Annotated in this window: 21 protein-coding genes; 11 read left to right on the forward strand and 10 right to left on the reverse strand. The window is 64.3% G+C overall.

What is annotated here, in order from left to right:
• Positions 1-216: 216 nt before the first annotated feature.
• The gene (locus PanNE5_RS21680) at positions 217-1458 is read left to right on the forward strand and encodes a polyhydroxyalkanoate depolymerase (RefSeq protein WP_051060260.1); all 1242 of its coding nucleotides are present in this window, start codon (positions 217-219) and stop codon (positions 1456-1458) included.
• 107 nt (positions 1459-1565) lie between these two features.
• On the opposite strand, the gene PanNE5_RS21685 is transcribed toward PanNE5_RS21680, so the two are convergent.
• Positions 1566-2204, reverse strand: a complete 639-nt coding sequence (locus PanNE5_RS21685; protein ID WP_017234934.1) for a TetR/AcrR family transcriptional regulator — start codon at positions 2202-2204, stop codon at positions 1566-1568.
• Between the two features lie 104 nt (positions 2205-2308).
• Here PanNE5_RS21685 and rsxB point away from each other — a divergent pair, with 104 nt between their 5' ends.
• On the forward strand, positions 2309-3202 hold the full coding sequence (gene rsxB / locus PanNE5_RS21690; protein ID WP_261938792.1) for an electron transport complex subunit RsxB: 894 nt from the start codon (positions 2309-2311) through the stop codon (positions 3200-3202).
• Positions 3203-3267: 65 nt separating this feature from the next.
• Positions 3268-3912, forward strand: coding sequence for an endonuclease III (nth, locus tag PanNE5_RS21695; protein WP_017234932.1), 645 nt, complete (start codon positions 3268-3270; stop codon positions 3910-3912).
• 130 nt (positions 3913-4042) lie between these two features.
• Here nth and PanNE5_RS21700 read toward each other — a convergent pair whose 3' ends face one another.
• Both PanNE5_RS21700 and PanNE5_RS21705 read right to left on the reverse strand, forming a co-directional pair.
• A complete protein-coding gene (locus tag PanNE5_RS21700) occupies positions 4043-4636 on the reverse strand; it encodes a malonic semialdehyde reductase (RefSeq protein WP_261938793.1) in 594 nt (197 codons plus the stop codon).
• Positions 4637-4727: 91 nt separating this feature from the next.
• Positions 4728-5624 (reverse strand): DMT family transporter, encoded by an 897-nt coding sequence (locus PanNE5_RS21705; protein WP_261939887.1) that lies wholly within the window; start codon positions 5622-5624, stop codon positions 4728-4730.
• Positions 5625-5827: 203 nt separating this feature from the next.
• On the opposite strand from PanNE5_RS21705, the gene PanNE5_RS21710 reads away from it, so the two are divergent.
• Entirely contained in the window at positions 5828-6259 is a 432-nt protein-coding gene (locus PanNE5_RS21710; RefSeq protein ID WP_017234930.1) for a DUF1841 family protein, read from the forward strand.
• A gap of 74 nt (positions 6260-6333) precedes the next feature.
• On the opposite strand, the gene PanNE5_RS21715 is transcribed toward PanNE5_RS21710, so the two are convergent.
• Entirely contained in the window at positions 6334-6747 is a 414-nt protein-coding gene (locus PanNE5_RS21715) for a c-type cytochrome (RefSeq protein ID WP_017234929.1), read from the reverse strand.
• 25 nt (positions 6748-6772) lie between these two features.
• Positions 6773-7138: a c-type cytochrome gene (locus PanNE5_RS21720; protein WP_017234928.1), complete on the reverse strand. Its 366-nt coding sequence runs from the start codon at positions 7136-7138 to the stop codon at positions 6773-6775.
• Positions 7139-7419: 281 nt separating this feature from the next.
• Between PanNE5_RS21720 and PanNE5_RS21725 the strand changes: the two genes are divergently transcribed.
• The 4 genes from PanNE5_RS21725 to PanNE5_RS21740 all read left to right on the forward strand — a co-directional run bounded on the left by PanNE5_RS21725 (position 7420) and on the right by PanNE5_RS21740 (position 11160).
• A complete protein-coding gene (locus PanNE5_RS21725) occupies positions 7420-8262 on the forward strand; it encodes an AAA family ATPase (RefSeq protein WP_130025543.1) in 843 nt (280 codons plus the stop codon).
• A gap of 13 nt (positions 8263-8275) precedes the next feature.
• A complete protein-coding gene (locus PanNE5_RS21730) occupies positions 8276-9451 on the forward strand; it encodes a vWA domain-containing protein (protein WP_150563072.1) in 1176 nt (391 codons plus the stop codon).
• Between the two features lie 79 nt (positions 9452-9530).
• Positions 9531-10727, forward strand: a complete 1197-nt coding sequence (locus PanNE5_RS21735; protein WP_261938794.1) for a benzoate/H(+) symporter BenE family transporter — start codon at positions 9531-9533, stop codon at positions 10725-10727.
• Positions 10728-10821: 94 nt separating this feature from the next.
• Complete coding sequence (locus tag PanNE5_RS21740) at positions 10822-11160, forward strand: DUF2322 family protein (RefSeq protein ID WP_261939888.1); 339 nt, start codon at positions 10822-10824, stop codon at positions 11158-11160.
• Positions 11161-11262: 102 nt separating this feature from the next.
• On the opposite strand, the gene PanNE5_RS21745 is transcribed toward PanNE5_RS21740, so the two are convergent.
• A complete protein-coding gene (locus PanNE5_RS21745) occupies positions 11263-12105 on the reverse strand; it encodes a hypothetical protein (RefSeq protein WP_017234923.1) in 843 nt (280 codons plus the stop codon).
• Positions 12106-12514: 409 nt separating this feature from the next.
• Here PanNE5_RS21745 and PanNE5_RS21750 point away from each other — a divergent pair, with 409 nt between their 5' ends.
• Positions 12515-13195, forward strand: a complete 681-nt coding sequence (locus tag PanNE5_RS21750; RefSeq protein ID WP_261939889.1) for a methyl-accepting chemotaxis protein — start codon at positions 12515-12517, stop codon at positions 13193-13195.
• Positions 13196-13298: 103 nt separating this feature from the next.
• Here the strand turns inward: PanNE5_RS21750 and PanNE5_RS21755 are convergent, their stop codons facing one another.
• The 4 genes from PanNE5_RS21755 to PanNE5_RS21770 all read right to left on the reverse strand — a co-directional run bounded on the left by PanNE5_RS21755 (position 13299) and on the right by PanNE5_RS21770 (position 18205).
• Complete coding sequence (locus PanNE5_RS21755; protein ID WP_261938795.1) at positions 13299-13811, reverse strand: DNA-deoxyinosine glycosylase; 513 nt, start codon at positions 13809-13811, stop codon at positions 13299-13301.
• A complete protein-coding gene (locus PanNE5_RS21760) occupies positions 13799-14407 on the reverse strand; it encodes a chorismate--pyruvate lyase family protein (protein WP_017234920.1) in 609 nt (202 codons plus the stop codon). The genes PanNE5_RS21755 and PanNE5_RS21760 overlap by 13 nt, the downstream gene beginning before the upstream one ends.
• A gap of 211 nt (positions 14408-14618) precedes the next feature.
• Positions 14619-16505 (reverse strand): molecular chaperone HtpG, encoded by a 1887-nt coding sequence (gene htpG, locus PanNE5_RS21765; protein ID WP_261938796.1) that lies wholly within the window; start codon positions 16503-16505, stop codon positions 14619-14621.
• A 254-nt stretch (positions 16506-16759) separates the two neighbouring features.
• Positions 16760-18205 (reverse strand): PLP-dependent aminotransferase family protein, encoded by a 1446-nt coding sequence (locus PanNE5_RS21770; protein WP_130025537.1) that lies wholly within the window; start codon positions 18203-18205, stop codon positions 16760-16762.
• 211 nt (positions 18206-18416) lie between these two features.
• On the opposite strand from PanNE5_RS21770, the gene PanNE5_RS21775 reads away from it, so the two are divergent.
• Positions 18417-18770 (forward strand): DUF2917 domain-containing protein, encoded by a 354-nt coding sequence (locus PanNE5_RS21775; RefSeq protein WP_017234917.1) that lies wholly within the window; start codon positions 18417-18419, stop codon positions 18768-18770.
• A 54-nt stretch (positions 18771-18824) separates the two neighbouring features.
• Positions 18825-19511 carry a VOC family protein gene (locus tag PanNE5_RS21780; protein WP_261938797.1) on the forward strand — a complete coding sequence of 229 codons (687 nt, stop codon included), beginning with the start codon at positions 18825-18827 and terminating at the stop codon, positions 19509-19511.
• Positions 19512-19520 lie beyond the last annotated feature (9 nt).

Raw genomic sequence — 19520 nt, forward strand, 5'->3', positions numbered from 1 at the left:
CCATCGGGCATCGTCGAAGTCGAAGCCCGCCACCCGGCGGGCTTTTTTTGCACCCCAATTTGTTGCAGCGCAGCAACGATAATTGAAAACAATTGTCAAAATAGTCAAAAACTATCGCAATGATGCAGAAATGCCATATATCAGGGTTATGCTGCGTTGCACAGCCGCGATAAACGGTTGCATAATTCGCTCACCATCCGCCTCTGGGCACACAACATGCTGTATCAGATTCACGAATACAACCGTGCGTGGTTGAACCCCCTGACCACCTGGGCCAAGGCAGCGGCGACCACGTTCGTCAATCCGGGCAGCCCGTTGGCCATGATGCCGGGCGCGCCCCGCATCGCCGCGGGATACGAGTTGCTCTACCGGCTCGGCAAGGATTACGAAAAGCCCGAATTCAATATCAAGGCCGTCGAAGTCGGCGGTCACAATATTCCGGTCGTGGAAGTCACCGCGATGGAAAAGCCGTTCTGCCGCCTGCTGCGCTTCAAGCGGTACGCCGACGACGCCAGTGCCGTCGGGCAGCTCAAGGACGACCCGGTCGTGCTCGTGGTCGCGCCGCTCTCCGGCCACCACGCCACGCTGCTGCGCGACACCGTCAAAACGCTGCTCAAGGACCATAAGGTCTACATCACCGACTGGATCGATGCGCGCATGGTGCCGCTCGAAGCCGGCGCGTTCCATCTTGACGACTACGTCGCGTACATCCAGGCGTTCATTCGCCACATCGGCGCGGAGAACCTGCACGTCATTTCGGTGTGCCAACCCACCGTGCCGGTGCTCGGCGCCATCTCGCTCATGGCATCGAACGGCGAAACGACGCCCAAGACCATGACGATGATGGGCGGCCCGATCGACGCGAGCAAGAGTCCGACGTCGGTCAACTCGCTGGCGACGAACAAGTCGTACGAGTGGTTCGAGAATCACGTGATCCATCCGGTGCCCGCCAATTATCCGGGCTCGGGCCGGCTGGTCTATCCGGGCTTCCTTCAGCACGCCGGGTTCGTGGCGATGAACCCTGACCGTCACCTGACGTCGCACTGGGATTTCTATCTGGACCTGGTACGCGGCGACAACGACGACGCCGACTCGCATCGTCGCTTCTACGACGAGTACAACGCGGTGCTCGACATGGCTGCCGAGTACTATCTCGACACGATCAAGACCGTTTTCCAGGACTTCAGCCTCGCGCGCGGTACGTGGGACGTGGCTGGCCAGCGGGTTCGTCCGCAAGACATCAAGACCACGGCGCTCTTCACCATCGAAGGCGAGCTGGACGACATTTCGGGCAGCGGACAGACCCAGGCCGCGCATGAGCTGTGCATCGGCATCCCCGCCAAACGGCGGGCGCATTTTACCGCCCCGGCTTGCGGCCATTACGGCATTTTCTCGGGCAGTCGTTGGCGCAACGTGATTTATCCGCAGATTCGCGACTTCATCGCCAAGCACGCCTGAACCGTCACCGGTTCGCCGAGCGGCCATGACAAAACCGCCGCGGGGCTTCGGCCCTCGCGGCGGTTTTGTTTTGACGAGCCTACGGCAAGCGCCACATGCTCAATCGGTCATCGCGTACGCAATGAATCCAGCAGCATTTGCGTATTGAAGGACGAATACGACGTGCGCGCGTCGCCGGCCATGAAATCACGCCCCATCACGATGGACAGCGTGTGGCGGTTCGACATCACGTAGTAGCCCATCGCCGAGATCGTCACGTACAGATCGACCGGATCGACGCCCGGCCGGATTTCGCCGCTGGCTTCGCCGCGCTTGAGCGTCTGCGCGAGCAGCTCGACAATCGGTGAGACCTGTTGGCGAATCTCGGTCGACTGACGCATCGACTTCGCGTCGTGCAGATTCTCGTTGTTGATGAGCCGAATCAGTTCCGGATGGTCGGCGTAATAGTCCCACACGAAGTGGGCCAGTTCGGCCACGGCATCGAGCGGCGCCAGCACATCCAGCCTGAGCGCGTGTTCGGCTCGGTTGAACTCGCCATAGACTTCCTCGAGCACCGCCAGATAGAGCTGGTCCTTGTTGCCGAAGTAGTAATACAACATGCGCTCGTTGATGTCGGCTCGGCGTGCAATGCTGTCCACGCGCGCACCGCTTGAACCCCGCTCCGCAAACTCCTCGATCGCCGCAGCAAGAATGCGCTGACGCGTGCGTTCGGGGTCGCGTTTGATCTTGGTTTGAGGTGTAGTCATGATCGGCCGGTCGTTCTCATCGGGCGGAATTATGGCACATCGGTTTCAGTGTTTCCGGAAAATGCAGGATAATTCGACTTTCCGCCGAATCCCCCTCAAACGACGTGTCCGAAGTTAGCGCGCTCGCGCAGCGCATCGATGCCCTTTTGCCCCAGACGCAGTGCACCAAGTGCGGTTACGCCGGGTGCCGCCCGTATGCCGATGCCATCGCCAGCGGTCAGGCCAGCTACAACCAGTGCCCGCCCGGCGGCGCCGAGGGCGTGGCGCGTCTGGCCAAGCTGCTGGATCGCCCCATCATCGCGCTGAATCCGGACAACGGCGCAGAGCGTCCCCGGCCGCGCGCGGTCATCGACGAATCGCTGTGTATCGGTTGCACGCTCTGCCTGCAGGCCTGCCCGGTCGACGCCATCGTCGGCGCCGCCAAACTGATGCACACCGTGATCGAGGACCGTTGCACCGGCTGCGATCTCTGCGTGCCGCCCTGCCCCGTCGACTGCATCGACATGGTGCCGGTCACCGGCGAGCGCACCGGCTGGGACGCCTGGTCGCAAACGCAAGCCGACGACGCGCGCTCGCATTTCGAGGTGAATCAGGCCCGTCTCGCGAAGGATCGGGCGGCGCGGGAAGCGCGGCTGGCCGCGCGCGCGGCGCGGGTTGCTCCCGCAGCGCCCGGCACGCCTTCGGCGCCCGCCTCCGGGCAAGAGGCGTCGCCGGTAGCGCAAACGGGCGACGTGGCGCCGGCGCCGTCCCCCGTAGCCGATGAAGCCGCTGCGGCGGCGGCTCGCAAGCAGGCCATCATTCAAGCGGCTTTGGCGCGCGCGAGAGAGAAAAAGGCCGCGCTGGCGGCCGAAGGCCTCGCGCCGAAGAACACCACGCACGTTTCGGCCGCCGTGCAGGCACAGATCGACGAAGCGGAAGCCCGTCGCAAACGCCTGGGCCTCAGCCCAGACGACGATGCGGCCCCCTCGGGGGCCGACAGCGCCCCGCAAAAGGTCTAGGCGGGCAGCCGCACACACCGTCACCTGATAACAAGACAGACGCTCCAACCCACGCGCCACCCGCCATGAACGACGCCAAACGACGCGCCCTGTTCGAAACGTTGCAGCAATTGAATCCGCACCCGACGACGGAGCTGGAGTACACGTCGCCATTCGAGTTGTTGATCGCCGTGCTGCTTTCGGCCCAGGCGACCGACGTCTCCGTCAACAAGGCCACACGCAAGCTCTACGCGGTGGCGAACACCCCGGCGAAGATGCTTGCGCTGGGCGAGGCCGGGGTTGCCGATTACATCAAGACAATCGGGCTGTACCGCACCAAGGCCAAGAACGTCATCGCCACCTGCCAGTTGCTGCTCGACGCGCACGGCGGCGAAGTGCCCCGCTCGCGCGAAGCCCTCGAAACGCTGCCGGGCGTCGGTCGCAAGACGGCCAATGTGGTGCTCAATACCGCGTTTGGCGAAGACACCATTGCCGTCGATACGCACATCTTCCGCGTGGCGAACCGCACGGGTCTCGCACCTGGCAAGGATCCGCTGGCCGTGGAACTGGCGCTGGAGCGCGTCATCCCGCGCGAGTTCAAGCACGATGCCCACCACTGGCTCATTTTGCACGGCCGCTATGTGTGCAAGGCGCGCAAGCCGGAATGCTGGCATTGCGCCATCGAGCCGTTGTGCGACTTCCGTCCCAAGACGCCCGCGCCGAAGGGCTGACCGGCTCTTCCCCGGCAACGCCGTCGCAATCGACGCAGACGACACAAACGACAACGGGCGGTCCCGACATCGGGACCGCCCGTTTGTTCTGTACGCGCCGAAAATGCGCGCGGCGCGCGACAAATCCTGCTTAGATGATGCGCGCCGCCTCGTCGAACGACAAGCGCGGATTGCGCGGGAACAGCTTGCCGTGATCGCCGTAGCCCAGATTGCAGATGAAATTCACACGCCACTCGGTACCGCCGAAGAAGGTGTCGTTGACCTTCTGTGCGTCGAAACCGGCCATCGGGCCGCAGTCGAGGCCCAGCGCGCGGGCGGCGAGGATGAAGTAGCCGCCTTGCAGCGAACTGTTCATGTGCGCGGCACCGGCAGCCTTGGCGGGGTCGCCCGAGAACATCGGCACCATCTTGTCGGCCCCGTTCGGGAACAGCTTGGGCAGGTGCTCGTAGAACTTCAGGTCGTACGCGATGATGGCCGTCACGGGCGCCGTGCGGGTCTTGTCCACGTTGCCCGGCGCCATGCATTCAAGCAGCTTGTTCTTCGCTTCCGGGCTCTTCACGAAGACCACGCGCGCGGGCGTGGTGTTGGCCGACGTCGGGCCCCATTTGACGAGGTCGTACAGCTCACGCAGCGTTTCATCGCTGACCGTTCTGTCGAGCCACACATTGTGCGTGCGGGCATCGGTGAATAGTTGGGCGATGGCTTCTTTGGCGATGATGCTCATGACAATGGACCTCGGTAGATGAGTGGCGAATGACCGGCGATTGTACCGTTGCCGCGCGACACGCGCTGACGTGGCAAAAATGCCCGCGACATCAGGGGGATGCGGCGGCGCCACGCGCCGACAGCCAGACCACGCCCGCCAGAATCAGCACGCCGCCGCCCAGTTGTGCCGCCGTGAGCGTTTCGCCCAGCAGCATGGCCGCGAGCAGCACCGTGACGACCGGCTCCAGCGTCGAGAGCATGGAGGCGCGTCCCGCCCCCAGTCGTTGCAAACCAGCGAAGAAGGTCAGAATGGCGACGACCGTCGAACACACGGCAATGGCCGCGAGCGCCGCCCAGCCCCCGGCGCCTGCGGGCCATTGCAGCGGCAGCCCTTGCGTGGTTCGCACCGCCGCCATCGCCCCGAAGGAAACGGTGGCCGCCAGGCAGACGAGCGTTGCCGTGGCGCGGGCATCGACACCGCGTGTCAACCGCGCGCCGATCACGATGTAGCCCGAATAGATCAACGCCGCCGCCACGGCCAGCGCCATGCCCAGCGGCTGCCCCTGCCCACCCCCGACGGTGAGCGCCGTGCCCAGCGAGCAGAGCGCGAGCGCGCCGAGCGTCACGGGCGTGAGGCGTTCATGGAGGAAAATGGCCGCCAAAATCGTCACAAAGACCGGGTAGAGATAGAGCAGCAGCGCGACGAGCGACGCCTGCGCATATTGCAGTGCGCCGAAATAGCAAAGCGACTGGCCGACGTAGCCGATGCCGCCCATCAGCGCAATGCCGAGCGCCTGACGGCGCGACGGGAAGCGCACCCGCTGCAACCGACACCAGGCCAGCAGCAGGACCGCGGCGACGAAAAAGCGAAACAGCAGCATCGCGAAGATGTCCGCGCCGGACGCCGCCGCGGCCCGCGCGAAGATGGCCATGGCGCCGAACGCGGACGCCGACACGGCGATCAGCGCGACGCCGGTCCAGGCCGAGGGACGGGGGGCCTGCGGCATGACGGCGGCGTTGCCGGTGGGCGCGTGCGCGCGAGGGCTTTGCGACATGACTGGATAAATTGAGCGACAATACGGCGAGATTTTCAGGCGTTGGCGGCGCGTTTCCCCTGCGCCTGGCACGATGCACGGCAGCGATCGATCCGCCATTGTAGTCAAGGGGCGGCGCGCCGCAAGCGGCGACATCAGAACCCCACGGAGTCCCCATGTTCAATCCGAGCCGCGATGAAGTCCGGCAATTCTTCTGCACCACCTGGCAAAAGCAGCGCAGCGGCAGCATTCTCACGCCGCTCGAGACCATGGCCGCCGACTGGATCCAAGCCCATCCCGAGTATCACGACGCGCTGTCCGACACCGAAGACGCCAACGAGCGCGACTACTCACCCGAGGCCGGGCAGACCAACCCGTTCCTGCATCTGTCGATGCACCTGGCGATCAGCGAGCAGGTCTCGATCGACCAGCCGCCGGGCATTCGTGCCGCCTACGAGAAACTGAGCCAACGGCTCGATTCGCCCCATGAGGCGCAGCACCGCATCATGGAGTGCCTGGGACAAACGCTCTGGGAAGCCCAACGCAGCGGCCAGCCGCCCGACTCGGACGCCTACCTGCAGCGTATCGAGCAGCAAGCGTCGCGCTGAGCGCTGACGACGACGGTCCCCCTGAGGGTCACCGTCGTGCCTGATGCCGATGCCGGATATCGCGGCCGGACCGCTTACTTCTTCGTGACGAGATCGCCGGGCAGCGATTCGACATAGGCCGAAATATCACGCAACTCCTGCGAGGTGAACGGACGCGGCTTGCCGTCCTTACCGACCGTGGCGGGATTGGACATGACCTGCGTCTTCATGATCGCATTGCTGCGACCGTAAATCAGGCTGGTTTCGTTCTGATACGCCCGCAGCGCGTTATAAACGTAGTCTGCGTACTGACCAGCCAGCTTCGGGTACTCGGGGCTGATCGGCGCGTTCAGATTGGCGCCGTGGCAGCTCACGCACATGCCTTTCTCGACGAGCGCGCGTCCATTGGCGACGTTGCCGGCGGCAAACGCCGAGCCGACCCCACCCGCGAGCACGGCGCCGAGCGCCAGGGATGCCGCCGCTGCGGCCTTTACCATCGAATGCTTCATCGTGTTCTCCTCAGCCACGCACGTTTTACTTCTGGGGATTGACCGGCGTCGACGCCGTCTGCGCCGCGTAGTAGGCGGCAATGTCGACGATGTCCTGCTCGGTCAACGTGGCTGCGATGCCATGCATCGTCTGGAACTTGCGGTCGCCCTTGGCGTACTCCTTCAGGGCGTTTTCAAGGTACTTCGCATTCTGTCCGCCGAGCCGGGGCACGTGATAGACCTCGGGAAACGCGGTGCGATAGTCGGGAATGCCGTGACAGCCAATACACATGGCGACCTTGTCCTTCGCCGCGTCGAGATTGGGCTTGAGATCGGCCGCATGCGCCGCGCCGAGCGACATGAACGACGTGCTGCCGAGCGCCAGCGCCATCATCGTGAGGAACTTTTTCATGGTCTTCTTGGGAACGTTTTTGGTTGGAATACCGGCCCGCAACACGCAGGGCGACGGCCCGACTCCAAGGCCACCGTCCTGTGAAAAAAGCAATCGATTGTAACCCACAGCCTTCGGTCCGCAAACTCGGGGCTGACCCGCACAGTTCTCCGAAGTTTTCCCGCAAACCTTTGATGTCACAGCCAATTTCCACTGCCCGAGCGAGCCGTATGCGCAATGTCTTATACTGAACTTTTTCCCTGCCCGGCCGGTAGGCCGGCTGTTTGCGGACGGCTCAGACAATGCGCTTCGAAGGCTCTTCCCAGTACGTCGCGACCGACGACCTCAAGCTCGCCGTGAACGCGGCGGCCACGCTGCAACGACCGCTGCTCATCAAGGGCGAACCCGGCACCGGCAAGACAATGCTCGCGGAGGAAGTCGCCGCCGCGCTCGACATGCCGCTGCTGCAATGGCACGTGAAGTCCACCACCAAGGCCCAGCAAGGCCTTTACGAATACGACGCCGTCTCGCGACTGCGCGATTCGCAGCTGGGCGACGAGCGGGTGCGCGATATCGCCAACTACATCGTCAAGGGCGTGCTCTGGCAGGCCTTCGAGGCCGACCAGCCCGTCGTGCTGCTGATCGACGAAATCGACAAGGCCGACATCGAATTCCCCAACGATCTGCTGCGCGAACTCGACCGCATGGAGTTCTATGTGTACGAGACGCGCCAGCTCGTGAAGGCACGCCACCGCCCGCTGGTCATCATCACGTCGAACAACGAAAAGGAGCTGCCCGACGCTTTCCTGCGCCGCTGCTTCTTCCACTACATCAAGTTCCCCGAGCCGTCGACGATGCAGTCGATCATCGACGTGCATTTCCCGAACATTCGCCGCGAGCTGGTGAACGCCGCGATGGCGACCTTCTTCGAGGTACGCGATATTCCCGGACTCAAGAAGAAGCCGTCGACCTCGGAGCTGATCGACTGGCTCAAGCTGCTGATGGCCGAGGAGATCGGCCCGGAAGCACTGCGCAGCGCCGACAACAAGCTCGCAATTCCGCCGCTGGCCGGCGCCCTGCTCAAGAACGAACAGGACATGCACCTGTTCGAGCGCCTCGTTTTCATGAATCGCGCCAATCGGTAAGCGCGCCGCCGTTATGCTGATCGACTTCTTCTATACCTTGCGCGCGGCGAAGCTGCCGGTCTCGGTCAAGGAATACCTGACGCTGCTCGAAGCGCTGCAGCGTCAGGTCATCGCGCCCTCGCTCGACGAGTTCTACTATCTGGCGCGTCTATCGCTCATCAAGGACGAGAAGCACTACGACAAGTTCGATCAGGCCTTCGGTGCGTACTTCAAAGGCGTGCAACACATCGTCGACGCCTCGGGCGAGGTGCCGCTCGAATGGCTCAAGAAGCGCATGCAACGCGAATTGTCGCCGGAAGACAAGGCGCGCATTCAGGCTTTGGGGGGGATCGACAAGCTCATGGAGCGCCTGAAGCAACTGTTCGACGAGCAGAAAGGCCGCCACGAAGGCGGCAACAAGTGGATCGGCACCGGCGGCACCTCGCCGTTCGGCAATGGCGGCTTCAACCCCGAAGGCATCCGCATCGGCGGCGAGAGCAACGGCAATCGCACGGCGGTGAAGGTATGGGACCAGCGCACTTACCGCGACTACGACGACGCCGTCGAACTCGGCACGCGCAACATCAAGGTGGCGTTGCGGCGTCTGCGCAAGTTCGCGCGCGAGGGAGCCGCGGAGGAGCTGGACCTCGACGACACCATTCGCTCGACGGCGGCCAACGCCGGCTGGCTCGACCTGAAGCTCGTGCCGGAGCGTCATAACAACGTGAAGGTGTTGATGCTGCTCGACGTGGGCGGTTCGATGGACGACCACATCGCGCGTACCGAAGAGCTGTTCTCCGCGGCGAAGTCCGAATTCAAGCATCTCGAGTTCTACTACTTCCACAACTGCGTCTACGATTATTTGTGGCGGCAGAACCGACGCCGCCACAACGAACGCTTCGACACATGGGACGTGCTGCGCAAATACCCGCCCGACTACAAACTGATCTTCGTGGGCGACGCGACGATGAGTCCTTACGAAGTGCTGCAGGCGGGCGGCTCGGTCGAGTACAACAACGCGGAAGCCGGGGCGGTGTGGCTACGCCGCTTCATCGACCGCTACCCGCGTCACGCCTGGCTCAATCCGGAGCCCGAGGCGATATGGCAATATCGCCAGTCGATCTCGGTCATTCGTCAGCTATTCGCGGGCCGCATGTATCCGATCACGCTCGCCGGACTGGAGTCGGCCATGCGCGCGCTGAGCAAGTAAGGCTCGCCGCCCGGCGTCGCAGGGCGCGGCAAGGCAACGCACCAACAACGTAACAAGAACCCAGAGACCGCTTCCCATCATGACGTCCAGCACGACTCCCCTGCCACCGCTCCGGCCGTTGGCGGACACGTCGCCGTCGGCCATCGTCGCCGGCTTCGTTGCCATGATGACGGGCTACACCAGCTCGCTCGTCCTGATGTTCCAGGCCGGACAGGCCGCCCATCTCACCCCCGCGCAGATTTCGTCGTGGATCTGGGCGCTCTCCATCGGCATGGGCGTGACGACCATCGGGCTATCGCTGCGCTATCGCACGCCGGTGGTCGTGGCGTGGTCCACGCCGGGCGCCGCGCTACTGATTACTTCGCTACCGGGCGTGCCCTATGGCGAGGCCATCGGCGCGTTCATCGTCTGCAATGCCCTCATCGCCCTGTGTGGGCTGACCGGGGGCTTCGAGACGATCATGCGCCGCGTACCGCCAGCGCTGGCGTCTGCGCTGCTCGCGGGGATCCTGTTTCGCATCGGGCTGGAGATCTTCGTCGCGGCGCAGCACCAGACGACGCTCGTGCTTGCGATGTTCTTCACGTATCTCGTCGTCAAACGCTTTGCGTCGCGTTACGCCATTCTGCTGGCGCTGATCGTAGGCACTTCGGTCGCGGGCGGCGCAGGCTTGCTCGATTTCAGCCACTTCCACATCGCGCTTGCGAAGCCCGTGTGGACTACGCCCTCGTTCTCGCTGTCGGCCACGATCAGCATCGCGATCCCGTTGTTCGTGGTGGCGATGGCCTCGCAAAATGTGCCCGGGCTCGCCGTGCTGCGTGCCGACGGTTACACCGTGCCGGCCTCTCCCCTCATTTCGACGACGGGGATCGCCTCGGTGCTGCTCGCGCCGTTCGGCTCGCACGGTATCCATCTGGCGGCCATCACGGCAGCCATCTGCACCGGACGCGAAGCCCACGAGGACCCGGCCAAGCGTTACACGGCCGCCGTATGGTCCGGCGCGTTCTATCTGATCGCGGGCACGTTCGGGGCGACCATCGCCGCCTTGTTCGCGGCGTTTCCGAAGGCCCTCGTGGTCTCGATTGCCGCGCTCGCCCTGTTCGGCTCGATCATGAACGGCCTGGCCAACGCCATGCACGACATGCGCCAGCGCGAAGCGGCGCTCATCACGTTCATGGTGACGGCGTCGGGCCTGACGCTGTTGTCCATCGGCTCGGCGTTCTGGGGCCTGATCGCAGGCGTGCTGACGCTGACGATCCTGCAATGGCGACGTGCGTGAGCGTTGTGTGAAGCCGCGCGGGCCGGAGTGATACCATTCGGCCCGCAACATTTTTCGAACGCAACGTAACCGCAGGAGCCGCACCCCCATGGCAATGATCGAACCGACCCCGGTCTTCAAGGACAACCTCGCACAGATAGCCGCCGTCGGCAGCATCGAGGGCATCGCGCGCATTGCGCTACGCGACGGCACGGGCGCAGTCGTGGCGACCATCGAGAACGCACCGGGCAAGCAAGGCTCGCTCGCCGTGTACCACTATCTGAAGCAGGCCTTTGGCACGCTTGACGCCAAAGCGGCCGAGCACGGGCTGGCGGTCTTCGGCGAACACACGGCGGATGCGCGCAATCGTCCGGGCGCGCACCCGAACGTCGACCGCCTGCTGGCGATCGTGGCCGGCGGCGAGGCGCTGAGCATCGAGGAAGTCGCAGCCTGAGAAGGCCACGTCCGTCGCACCCAATGAAAAGCCAGCCTCGCGGCTGGCTTTTTTACATCCACGACAGGCATCGCCGCGCAGAGGTGCGCCGACGCTCTGACGTCAGATCGTCAGCACCGGACCACCGTCGCCGTTGGCCGAGCGAAGCTGCTTGACCCAACGCTTGGCCGGCAGGCCCGTGGCGGCTTCCACCACCTTCGCGCGGGCTTCCACATCCTTCCACTCCACCGAGAGCAGCGGACCGTTGAAGGCCAGCACGATCACGTTGCCGTCGTGCACTTCAGGGAATTCGATCACGCGATTATCGAAAGCTTGACGCAGGCGACGGATGTTCTTCGGATAGCTGTCGTGATCGCCGAACAGGTTCGTCGTCAGCATGCCGGGTGCGCTCAGCGTGGCGCGGCAGGCCTTGTAGAACGCGGGCGTGTCATGCACCGGGCCACGTGCGGTCGCGTCGTAGAGATCGACTTGCAACACGTCGACCGTGCCATGCCTCGCCGGGTCGGTGACGAAATCCCAGGCATCCGCTTCCAGCACCTTCAATCGGCGCGAGTCATCGGGCAGGCTGAACATGGTGCGCGCGGCCACGACCACGGCCGGGTTCAGCTCCACGGCGGTGACCTGTGTACGCGGGAACTGGCGATGCGAGAACTTGGTGAGCGACCCAGTGCCGAGACCCAGTTGCACCACGTGCTTGGGCGCACGCATGAACAGCAGCCACGCCATCATCTGTTGCGCGTATTCCAGCTCGATCCGGTCAGGCTTGGACAGACGCATTGCCCCTTGCACCCACGGGGTGCCGAAGTGCAGGTAACGCACGCCCCCCATTTCGGAAAACGTCACCGGCGCGAAACGCGGCTTGTACGCCGGACGGGAGGAACGGACGGTGCGCTCGTCGCTGACGAATGCTTCGGCTTCGATGGATTTGCGTTTGATGAGGGTCATGTGTCCTTCAATGAAACTCGGGAGATTCCGATGGGAACGCATTGTACCGGGTTCGCTTCCCGCCCCGTCGAGACGCCGCAACGCACGCGTCGCGATGACGCATCCGGCACAAGATCAGTGCCCCGGGCAGGATCCGCCGCACCATTTCGCTGCGCCCCGACGCCCAGGGCCGCTGTAATGAGCGATGGCATGGATATTGCAGAAGACACGCACAGGCCAACGGCGGCCTGAAAACAAGCTGGCAAGTCGCGATGACATGCTCCGAAAAGGAGCGTCCCGGGCAATGGCGCCCCGAAGCGAGATGACCACGCACCGGGCAACCGGTTCGCAGGCATCTCGCTTCGGGGCGCTTTTGCTTTGCCGCTCAGCACGGCGCGCCTCTGCGTCGACACTCTCTGTAAGGCATGGCATGAACGCTTTTTCTACGCAATCAACCGAGGCCGAAGTGTCCGCCGAAACCCTCGGCACATTGATCAACCTCTCCGGCAGGCAGCGCATGCTGTCGCAACGGATCATCCTTCAGTTGTTGCTCGCTTCGCGTGGGGACACGGCCGCGCTCGATATCGCACGCCAGTGTCTGTCGATGTTCGAGTCGGCGCATTCGGATCTCGCGACGGGCAATGAGCGTTTCCCTGGCGCGTTCTCCAGCGCCTTGCAGCAGCTTTATTTCGGCAGTCCGCGCGCCGACGCTCGTATCCGTGATTTCATCGCTCAGGTCAGCGCCGCGATAGACGCCCCTTTGGCGGACACCCATCGGCAAGCGTCATCCCTCGATGCCCTGGTCGCACAGGCCACCCCGCTACTTGACCTGCTACAGACCGTCACCCAGGCCTATCAGGAGGAAATGCACCGTTGCGAAGTTGCCGTGCGCAAACGCCAGACCGACCTCGTGGAGCGCCTCAGCGGTATTTCGATGCAAGCCAACATCGTTGCGCTCAATGCGCGCATCTCGGCGGCTCGGGCGGGGGAGCATGGCAGGGAGTTTGCGGTGATCACGCAGGTGCTTGCAGACATCATCAAGGAGATGGATCAGTTGATCCGCAACGTCGTCGGCTCGAACGACAAGTCCAAAGGTTCAGCCAGGGTTTGATGCGCCGACACCCGTGGATCGCTACGAATCGCGCCTCGCACAGTTGCGTGCAGCCACGCGCGGGCATGACCGAGCTAACCCGGCCGCGCCGCTCGACAGACCGTCACGCGGTCAATGCCTGCCACGTGCGCAGCTTTTCCGCGTAGGCCAATGTGTAGGCCGGGCTGCTGGACGGAAGCATCACGATCCGGTACCGATCCGCGTGGTGTGCGAGCGCTTTCATGCCCAGCCGGGCCGCCGTGCCGCCATTGAATGCGATCACCTCGAGATCCGGCAGCGTCTCGATGAGCCCGATCAGGTCATTGCCCGTATGGTCGCGGATATTGCTGTCGAGGCTGCCGTTGCGCCGGGCCTCGGCGACTACGTCCCACAACCCGATGCGATGGGCGAGCAGCGCCTGCAGCTTCGCATCGTAGGCGAGCGACGGCAGGTCGACGCGGATCGTATCTCCCACCAGATGCCAGAAGCGATTCTGTGGATGCGCGTAATACTGCTGATGCGCGAGCGAGACGTCGCCGGGCAGGCTGCCGAGAATCAGCACGCGCGTTTGCGCGTCCACCACCGGCGGAAAGTTGCGTTTGCGCTCAGGGATGAGGTCCGTCGTCATGACACGCATCCGTCGTGAGCCAGCGCACCGTGCGTTGCTTCCAAACGCCGCCAGAAACGCGGCAGAAACGCTTCGGTGACAAGCAACGGCGCGCCACGGCGTACGAAGACCGACCGACGCGCCCACAACCGCGCACGTGGGTTCGCACCGACGAGCGGGTCGCGCGCATCATGACGCGCACGGCCGTGCAACAGATGACGCGGCGCAAGCGGGCACGACACCAGCATGGACCGCGTGACGGTGGGATCGTGATAGAGCAGATCGGCCAGCGGTCGCGTACGCAAGCGACGCATAGCCTGCCAGATCGAGCGGCTATAGGCGAGCGGCGTGACGCTGTGCGCCACGACCACTGGCTCGCCGTCGACCAGCAGGATGACATCGCGGGCCCACATCGGCGTGCGCAATGGCACACCGATGGCGCGGCACTGGTCCGCGTCGGCGGGCATCACTCGCTCCGCCACGACGCGCACGCTCACGCGCCCCAGGGTCGACAGATGGCGCGTGAGCGCGCCGCCCCGGGTAAGCCAATCTTTATGACGACGCGAAAGCGCCGGCGCCGGGACAGCCTGCCAGCGCCGCCCCCCCACATCAAATCGGAAAGTCATGGCTCGGCATTATAAAGGCGCAAGGCGACGGCGCACCGCCCACACGTCACGCAGCGGCGGCATTGGAGCCGGTCTGCGGACACCGGTCCGACACCCTTGATCCGCCGCCCCGTAACGCTCGCACCCAAAAACAAAAGGCCCCCGCGACATATCGACGCGGGGGCCCATCGGCAACGCCATGGTCAGCGCTGCGCGGTCTGCACTGGCGCGCTCACTGCGCGGCGAGCAGCAACGCGTTCGTACGCTTCACATACGCCGCCGGATCTTCCAGGCTGCCGCCTTCGGCCAGCAGCGCCTGATCGAACAGCAGTTGCGCCCAGTCCGCCAGATCGGCACGCTCTGCCGTCAGACGCTGGATCAACGCATGCTCCGGGTTGATTTCGAGAATCGGACGGAATTCCGGCATCTTCTGCCCCGCCGCCTTCATCAAGCGCTGGAGCGTGCCGCTCATGTCGTTCTCATCCGACACCAGGCACGACGGCGAATCGGTCAGACGGAACGTCACACGCACGTCCTTGGCCTTGTCGCCTAGCACTTCCTTCATCTTCTCGATGAGCGGCTTGAGGTCGCCGCTGGTCTTCTCCTGGGCAGCCTTTTCCCCCGCATCTTCCAGCGCGCCCAGATCCAGATCGCCACGCGCCACGCTCACGAGCGCCTTGCCGTCGAAGTCGTGCACGTACGAGAGCATCCACTCGTCGACGCGATCGGTCAGCAGCAACACTTCCACGCCCTTCTTGCGGAATACTTCCAGGTGCGGACTATGGCTTGCCGCCACCCAGCTCTCGGCCGTGACGTAGTAAATCTTGTCCTGACCGTCCTTCATGCGGCCGATGTAGTCGGCCAGCGACACGTTCTGCTCGGCCGAATCGTTGTGCGTGCTAGCAAAGCGCAACAGCTTGGCAATGCGCTCGCGATTCGCCTGATCCTCGCCCGTGCCTTCCTTGAGCACCTGCCCGAACGCGCCCCAGAACTGCGTGTACTTGTCCTTCTGGTTCTCGGCCAGATCTTCCAGCAGTCCCAACACACGCTTTGCGCAGCCTTCGCGGATCGCCTTCACATCGCGGCTTTCCTGCAGGATTTCACGCGACACATTGAGCGGCAGATCGGCGGAGTCGACCACCCCGCGCACGAAGCGCAGGTAGTTCGGCAGCAGTTGTTCCGCGTCGTCCATGATGAACACGCGCTTGACGTACAACTTCAGCCCGCCCTGCGAATTGCGATCCCAGAGATCGTACGGCGCATGGCCCGGCACGTACAGCAGTTGCGTATATTCGCTGCGTCCTTCGACGCGGTTGTGCGTCCATGCCAGCGGCGCCTGCATATCGTGCGCGATGTGCTGATAGAACTGCGTGTACTGCTCGTCCGTGATCTCGCTCTTGCTGCGGGTCCACAGCGCGCTCGCCTGGTTGACGGTCTCGTCGGACTCGGCGGGCACCATCGCCTGCTTTTCTTCGTCCCATGTTTCGCCGCGCATGACGATCGGCAGCGAGATGTGATCCGAATACTTGCGGATGATCGACTGGAGTTGCCACGACGAGAGCAGTTCGTCTTCGCCGTCGCGCAGATGCAGCGTGATGGCGGTGCCGCGCGGGGCGCGCTCGATGGTCTCGACCGTGAAGTCGCCCTCGCCCGCCGACGACCAGCGCACGCCCTCCGAAGCCGGCAGCCCGGCTCGGCGAGACTCGACCGTCATGCGATCGGCCACGATGAAGCCCGAGTAGAAGCCCACGCCGAACTGGCCGATGAGCGCGGCGTCCTTCTGCTGATCGCCCGACAGGCGCGAGAAGAACTCCTTGGTGCCGGACTTGGCGATCGTGCCGAGATGCGCAATGGCTTCCTCGCGGCTCATGCCGATGCCGTTGTCCTCGATGGTGACGGTGCGGGCGTCCTTGTCGAACGACACGCGAATCTTGAGTTCCGGATCCTGCTCGTACAGCGCGGCGTCGTTGATCGCCTCGAAGCGCAGCTTGTCGGCGGCATCCGAAGCGTTGGAGATCAGTTCGCGCAGGAAGATTTCCTTGTTGCTGTACAGCGAATGAATCATCAGTTGCAGAAGCTGTTTGACTTCTGCCTGAAAGCTCATGGTGTCTTGCGCCATGGTCGGGAATCCTCGTGAATCGGTGAGATGGATGGAATATCGACACTGACCGCCGGCCGGCGCACTTGCGCGCGCGCTGCCGGAGCGGCGGTACCCGATGAAAATAGGGACGGCGGGCCGGCATTTCAAGGCCGGCAGAAGGGTTATTTCGCGGCAGCTTGCGCGACGATACGGGAAATTGCGGCAAAACCTGGCGAAGCGCCGTGTCGGCGAGACGGTCGAACCGCCACCATCGGGCTCGCGCCCACGCCCGCTCAGGCGGCCAGTTCGAGCTGCCGCGAGAGGAAGGTCAGCATGGCGGGATCGCTGGAACAGGCGATATTCATGCGCATCCAGGTACTCGGCGCCTGACGCGGCGAGAACAACGCCCCCGGCGCAAACAGGAAGCCCGCTTCGTGCCCCGCGGCGGCGACCGCGCTGGTATCGACGCCGGTGTCGACCCAGAAAAACATGCCCGACGTCGGTTCGCCGAACATGCGCAGGCCGATGCGCTCCAGGCGCCGGCGCGTGGTGTCGCGCACCTCGTCGAGACGCGTACGCAAGCGCTCTACGTGACGGCGGTAATGCCCCTCGGTCAGCGCCTTGTAGACGATCCGCTCGTTGATCTCCGGCGTCGTCGAGCCCGACAGCATCTTGTGATCGACGAAGGTCTTCGCCAGCGCCGGCGAACACGCCACGAACGCCACCCGCAGGTTCGCGGCGAGCGTCTTCGAGAAGCTGCCCATGTAGATCACGCGCTTGAGCTGATCGAGACTCGCCAGTCGCGCCACCGGCTGGTGCGACGGGCACAGGTCGCAGTAGATGTCGTCTTCGAGCACCATGAAGTCGTACTGCTCGGCCAGACGCAGGATCTGGAAGGCGCGCGCCGCCGTCAGCGACGTTCCGGTCGGATTCTGCAGGATCGAATTGAGGATCAGCAACTTGGGCCGATGCTGCTGCACCAGGCGCTCCAGCGCCGGCATGTCGAGTCCGTCCGGGGTGTACGGTACGCCAATGGTGTGGGCGCCTTGCGACGCGATGCGGCCGAACATGACAAACCACGCCGGGTCCCCCACCAGCACCGTATCGCCCGCGCGCACGTACAGACGCAGCAGGAAGTCCACCGCTTGCGTAATGCCCGATGTCAACACGATTTGCTCGGGGCGCGCGCCGATTTCGAGTTCCGCGAGTTGCGTCTGAAGTTGCACGCGCAGTGGCAGGAAGCCATGCGGGTTACCGCTTTGGAGCAGATGCGCGCTCGACTGACGGCTCATCGAGCGCATGGCCGACGTCATCATGTCGGCATCGAGCCAGCTCGGCGGAAGATAGCCCATGCCCGGACCGCGCTCCGGCGCGACCGAGTGAAGCATGCTGCGCACGAGCCAGGCCACGTCGATCGGCCCCTGCGCGACCATCGGCGCCGCCGCGTTCTGCGCGGGCATCACAGGCCGCTCGCGCACGTAAAAGCCCGAGCCGCGCCGCGCCTCGAGATAGCCCTGCGCGACCAGCCGCTCGTACGCCTCGACGACGGAAAAGCGCGACACACGCTTGTCTTCCGCCAGCGAGCGAATCGACGGCATGCGCATGCCGGGCAGGAAGACTCGCTCCTCGATGCGCAGGCTCGCCCAATGCACGAGCTGATCGACAAGCGTCATGCGCGACGTGTCGAGCGCAGCGTTGTCGGCCAGCACCAGCGGAGAAATGGGGGTCGTTGTCGTCATCGTCTATCCACCTGGGCAAAGCTGACCGCCGCTTCGCGGTCAAAGTGTCTGCTGCGCGTCGGCCCGGTATTGCGGGGATTGTCCATCGGTCGCCACTCTACGCGCGCCAAATTCTCTGTCAATCCTTAACTGTACCGAAGATTACTTTGCTATCTGTACCGGTACTGTACCGGAGTTAACCGATAAAGTGTCTTCTCAACTGGAGACCGCCATGCGTGAAATCCGACTCTTCGAATTGGACCGGGAACAGACCGTCTTCTGGCAGGCCCCGGCTGCCGACCTGCCGCAATCGCTTCAGGTGCTGCAAGGTGTCCTGTGGCTGACCGTGGAAGGTGAGCCCGCCGACCATTGGCTGCACGCCGGCGAGAGTTTTGAGATTCGGGCCGGTCAGCGCGTGTGGCTGGGCACATGGCAAGACGGCGTGCGTCTGCGCGTGAGCCATCCCGCGGCCACACTCACCGCGTCTGCCGGCAAGCGCCTCGTGCGCGCCGGGTGGCGACTGGCGTGGCGCGATCTCGCCGTGCGCATGGCCAATCGGACGATGACGCGACTCTCGCGTGGATGACCCGAGGAAGGAGCGAGGCGGAGTAAGCTATCGATTTTGCCGCCCGAACCCGCCATGACCGCACCCCAAGCCCTGAAACTGGATCATCTCGTCGTTGCCGCGCAAACGCTTGAGGCGGGCGAAGCCCATGTCATCGAGCAGCTCGGCCTCACCGAGGTCGTACCGCAGCGCGGCGGCAAGCACGCCCGCATGGGCACGCACAACAGTTTGCTGGGACTGTGGGGTGGCGCTTACCTCGAGATCATCGCCATCGACCCGGAAGCCCCGCCGCCAGACCGGCCGCGCTGGTTCTGTCTCGATGACGAGGCCGTTCAGGCGCGCCTCGAGCGCGGCCCCTACCTCGCGCACTGGGTGGCGCGCGTGGAGCGTCCGCGCTCGCTGCCACGCTGGCAGGCGCAGTATCCGCAGCGGTTGGCGCCAGTCATGGCGATGCAGCGCGGCGCGCTGTCGTGGCGGATCGGCGTGCCCGACGACGGCAGCCTGCCCGCTTGGCAAGGCGCCGGACAAGGTCTGCTGCCGACGCTGATCCAATGGGATTCGGCGCAGCACCCGAGCGATGCGCTGCCGAGCGCCGATTGTGCCGTTACCGCGTTGCGCGGCTTCCATCCGCAGGCGGCGGCGATCCAGGCGCAATTGCAGTGGCTTGGGGCCGACGCACTCGTCAACGTCGAAGCCACGCTGGTCGAGCCGTCGCTCACCGCCGAAATCGAAACCCCCGACGGGCCGCGCACGTTGCGCTAGGCCCACCGC

Source organism: Pandoraea sp. NE5 (genome assembly GCF_024363545.1).
Taxonomy (GTDB): Bacteria; Pseudomonadota; Gammaproteobacteria; order Burkholderiales; family Burkholderiaceae; genus Pandoraea; species Pandoraea cepalis.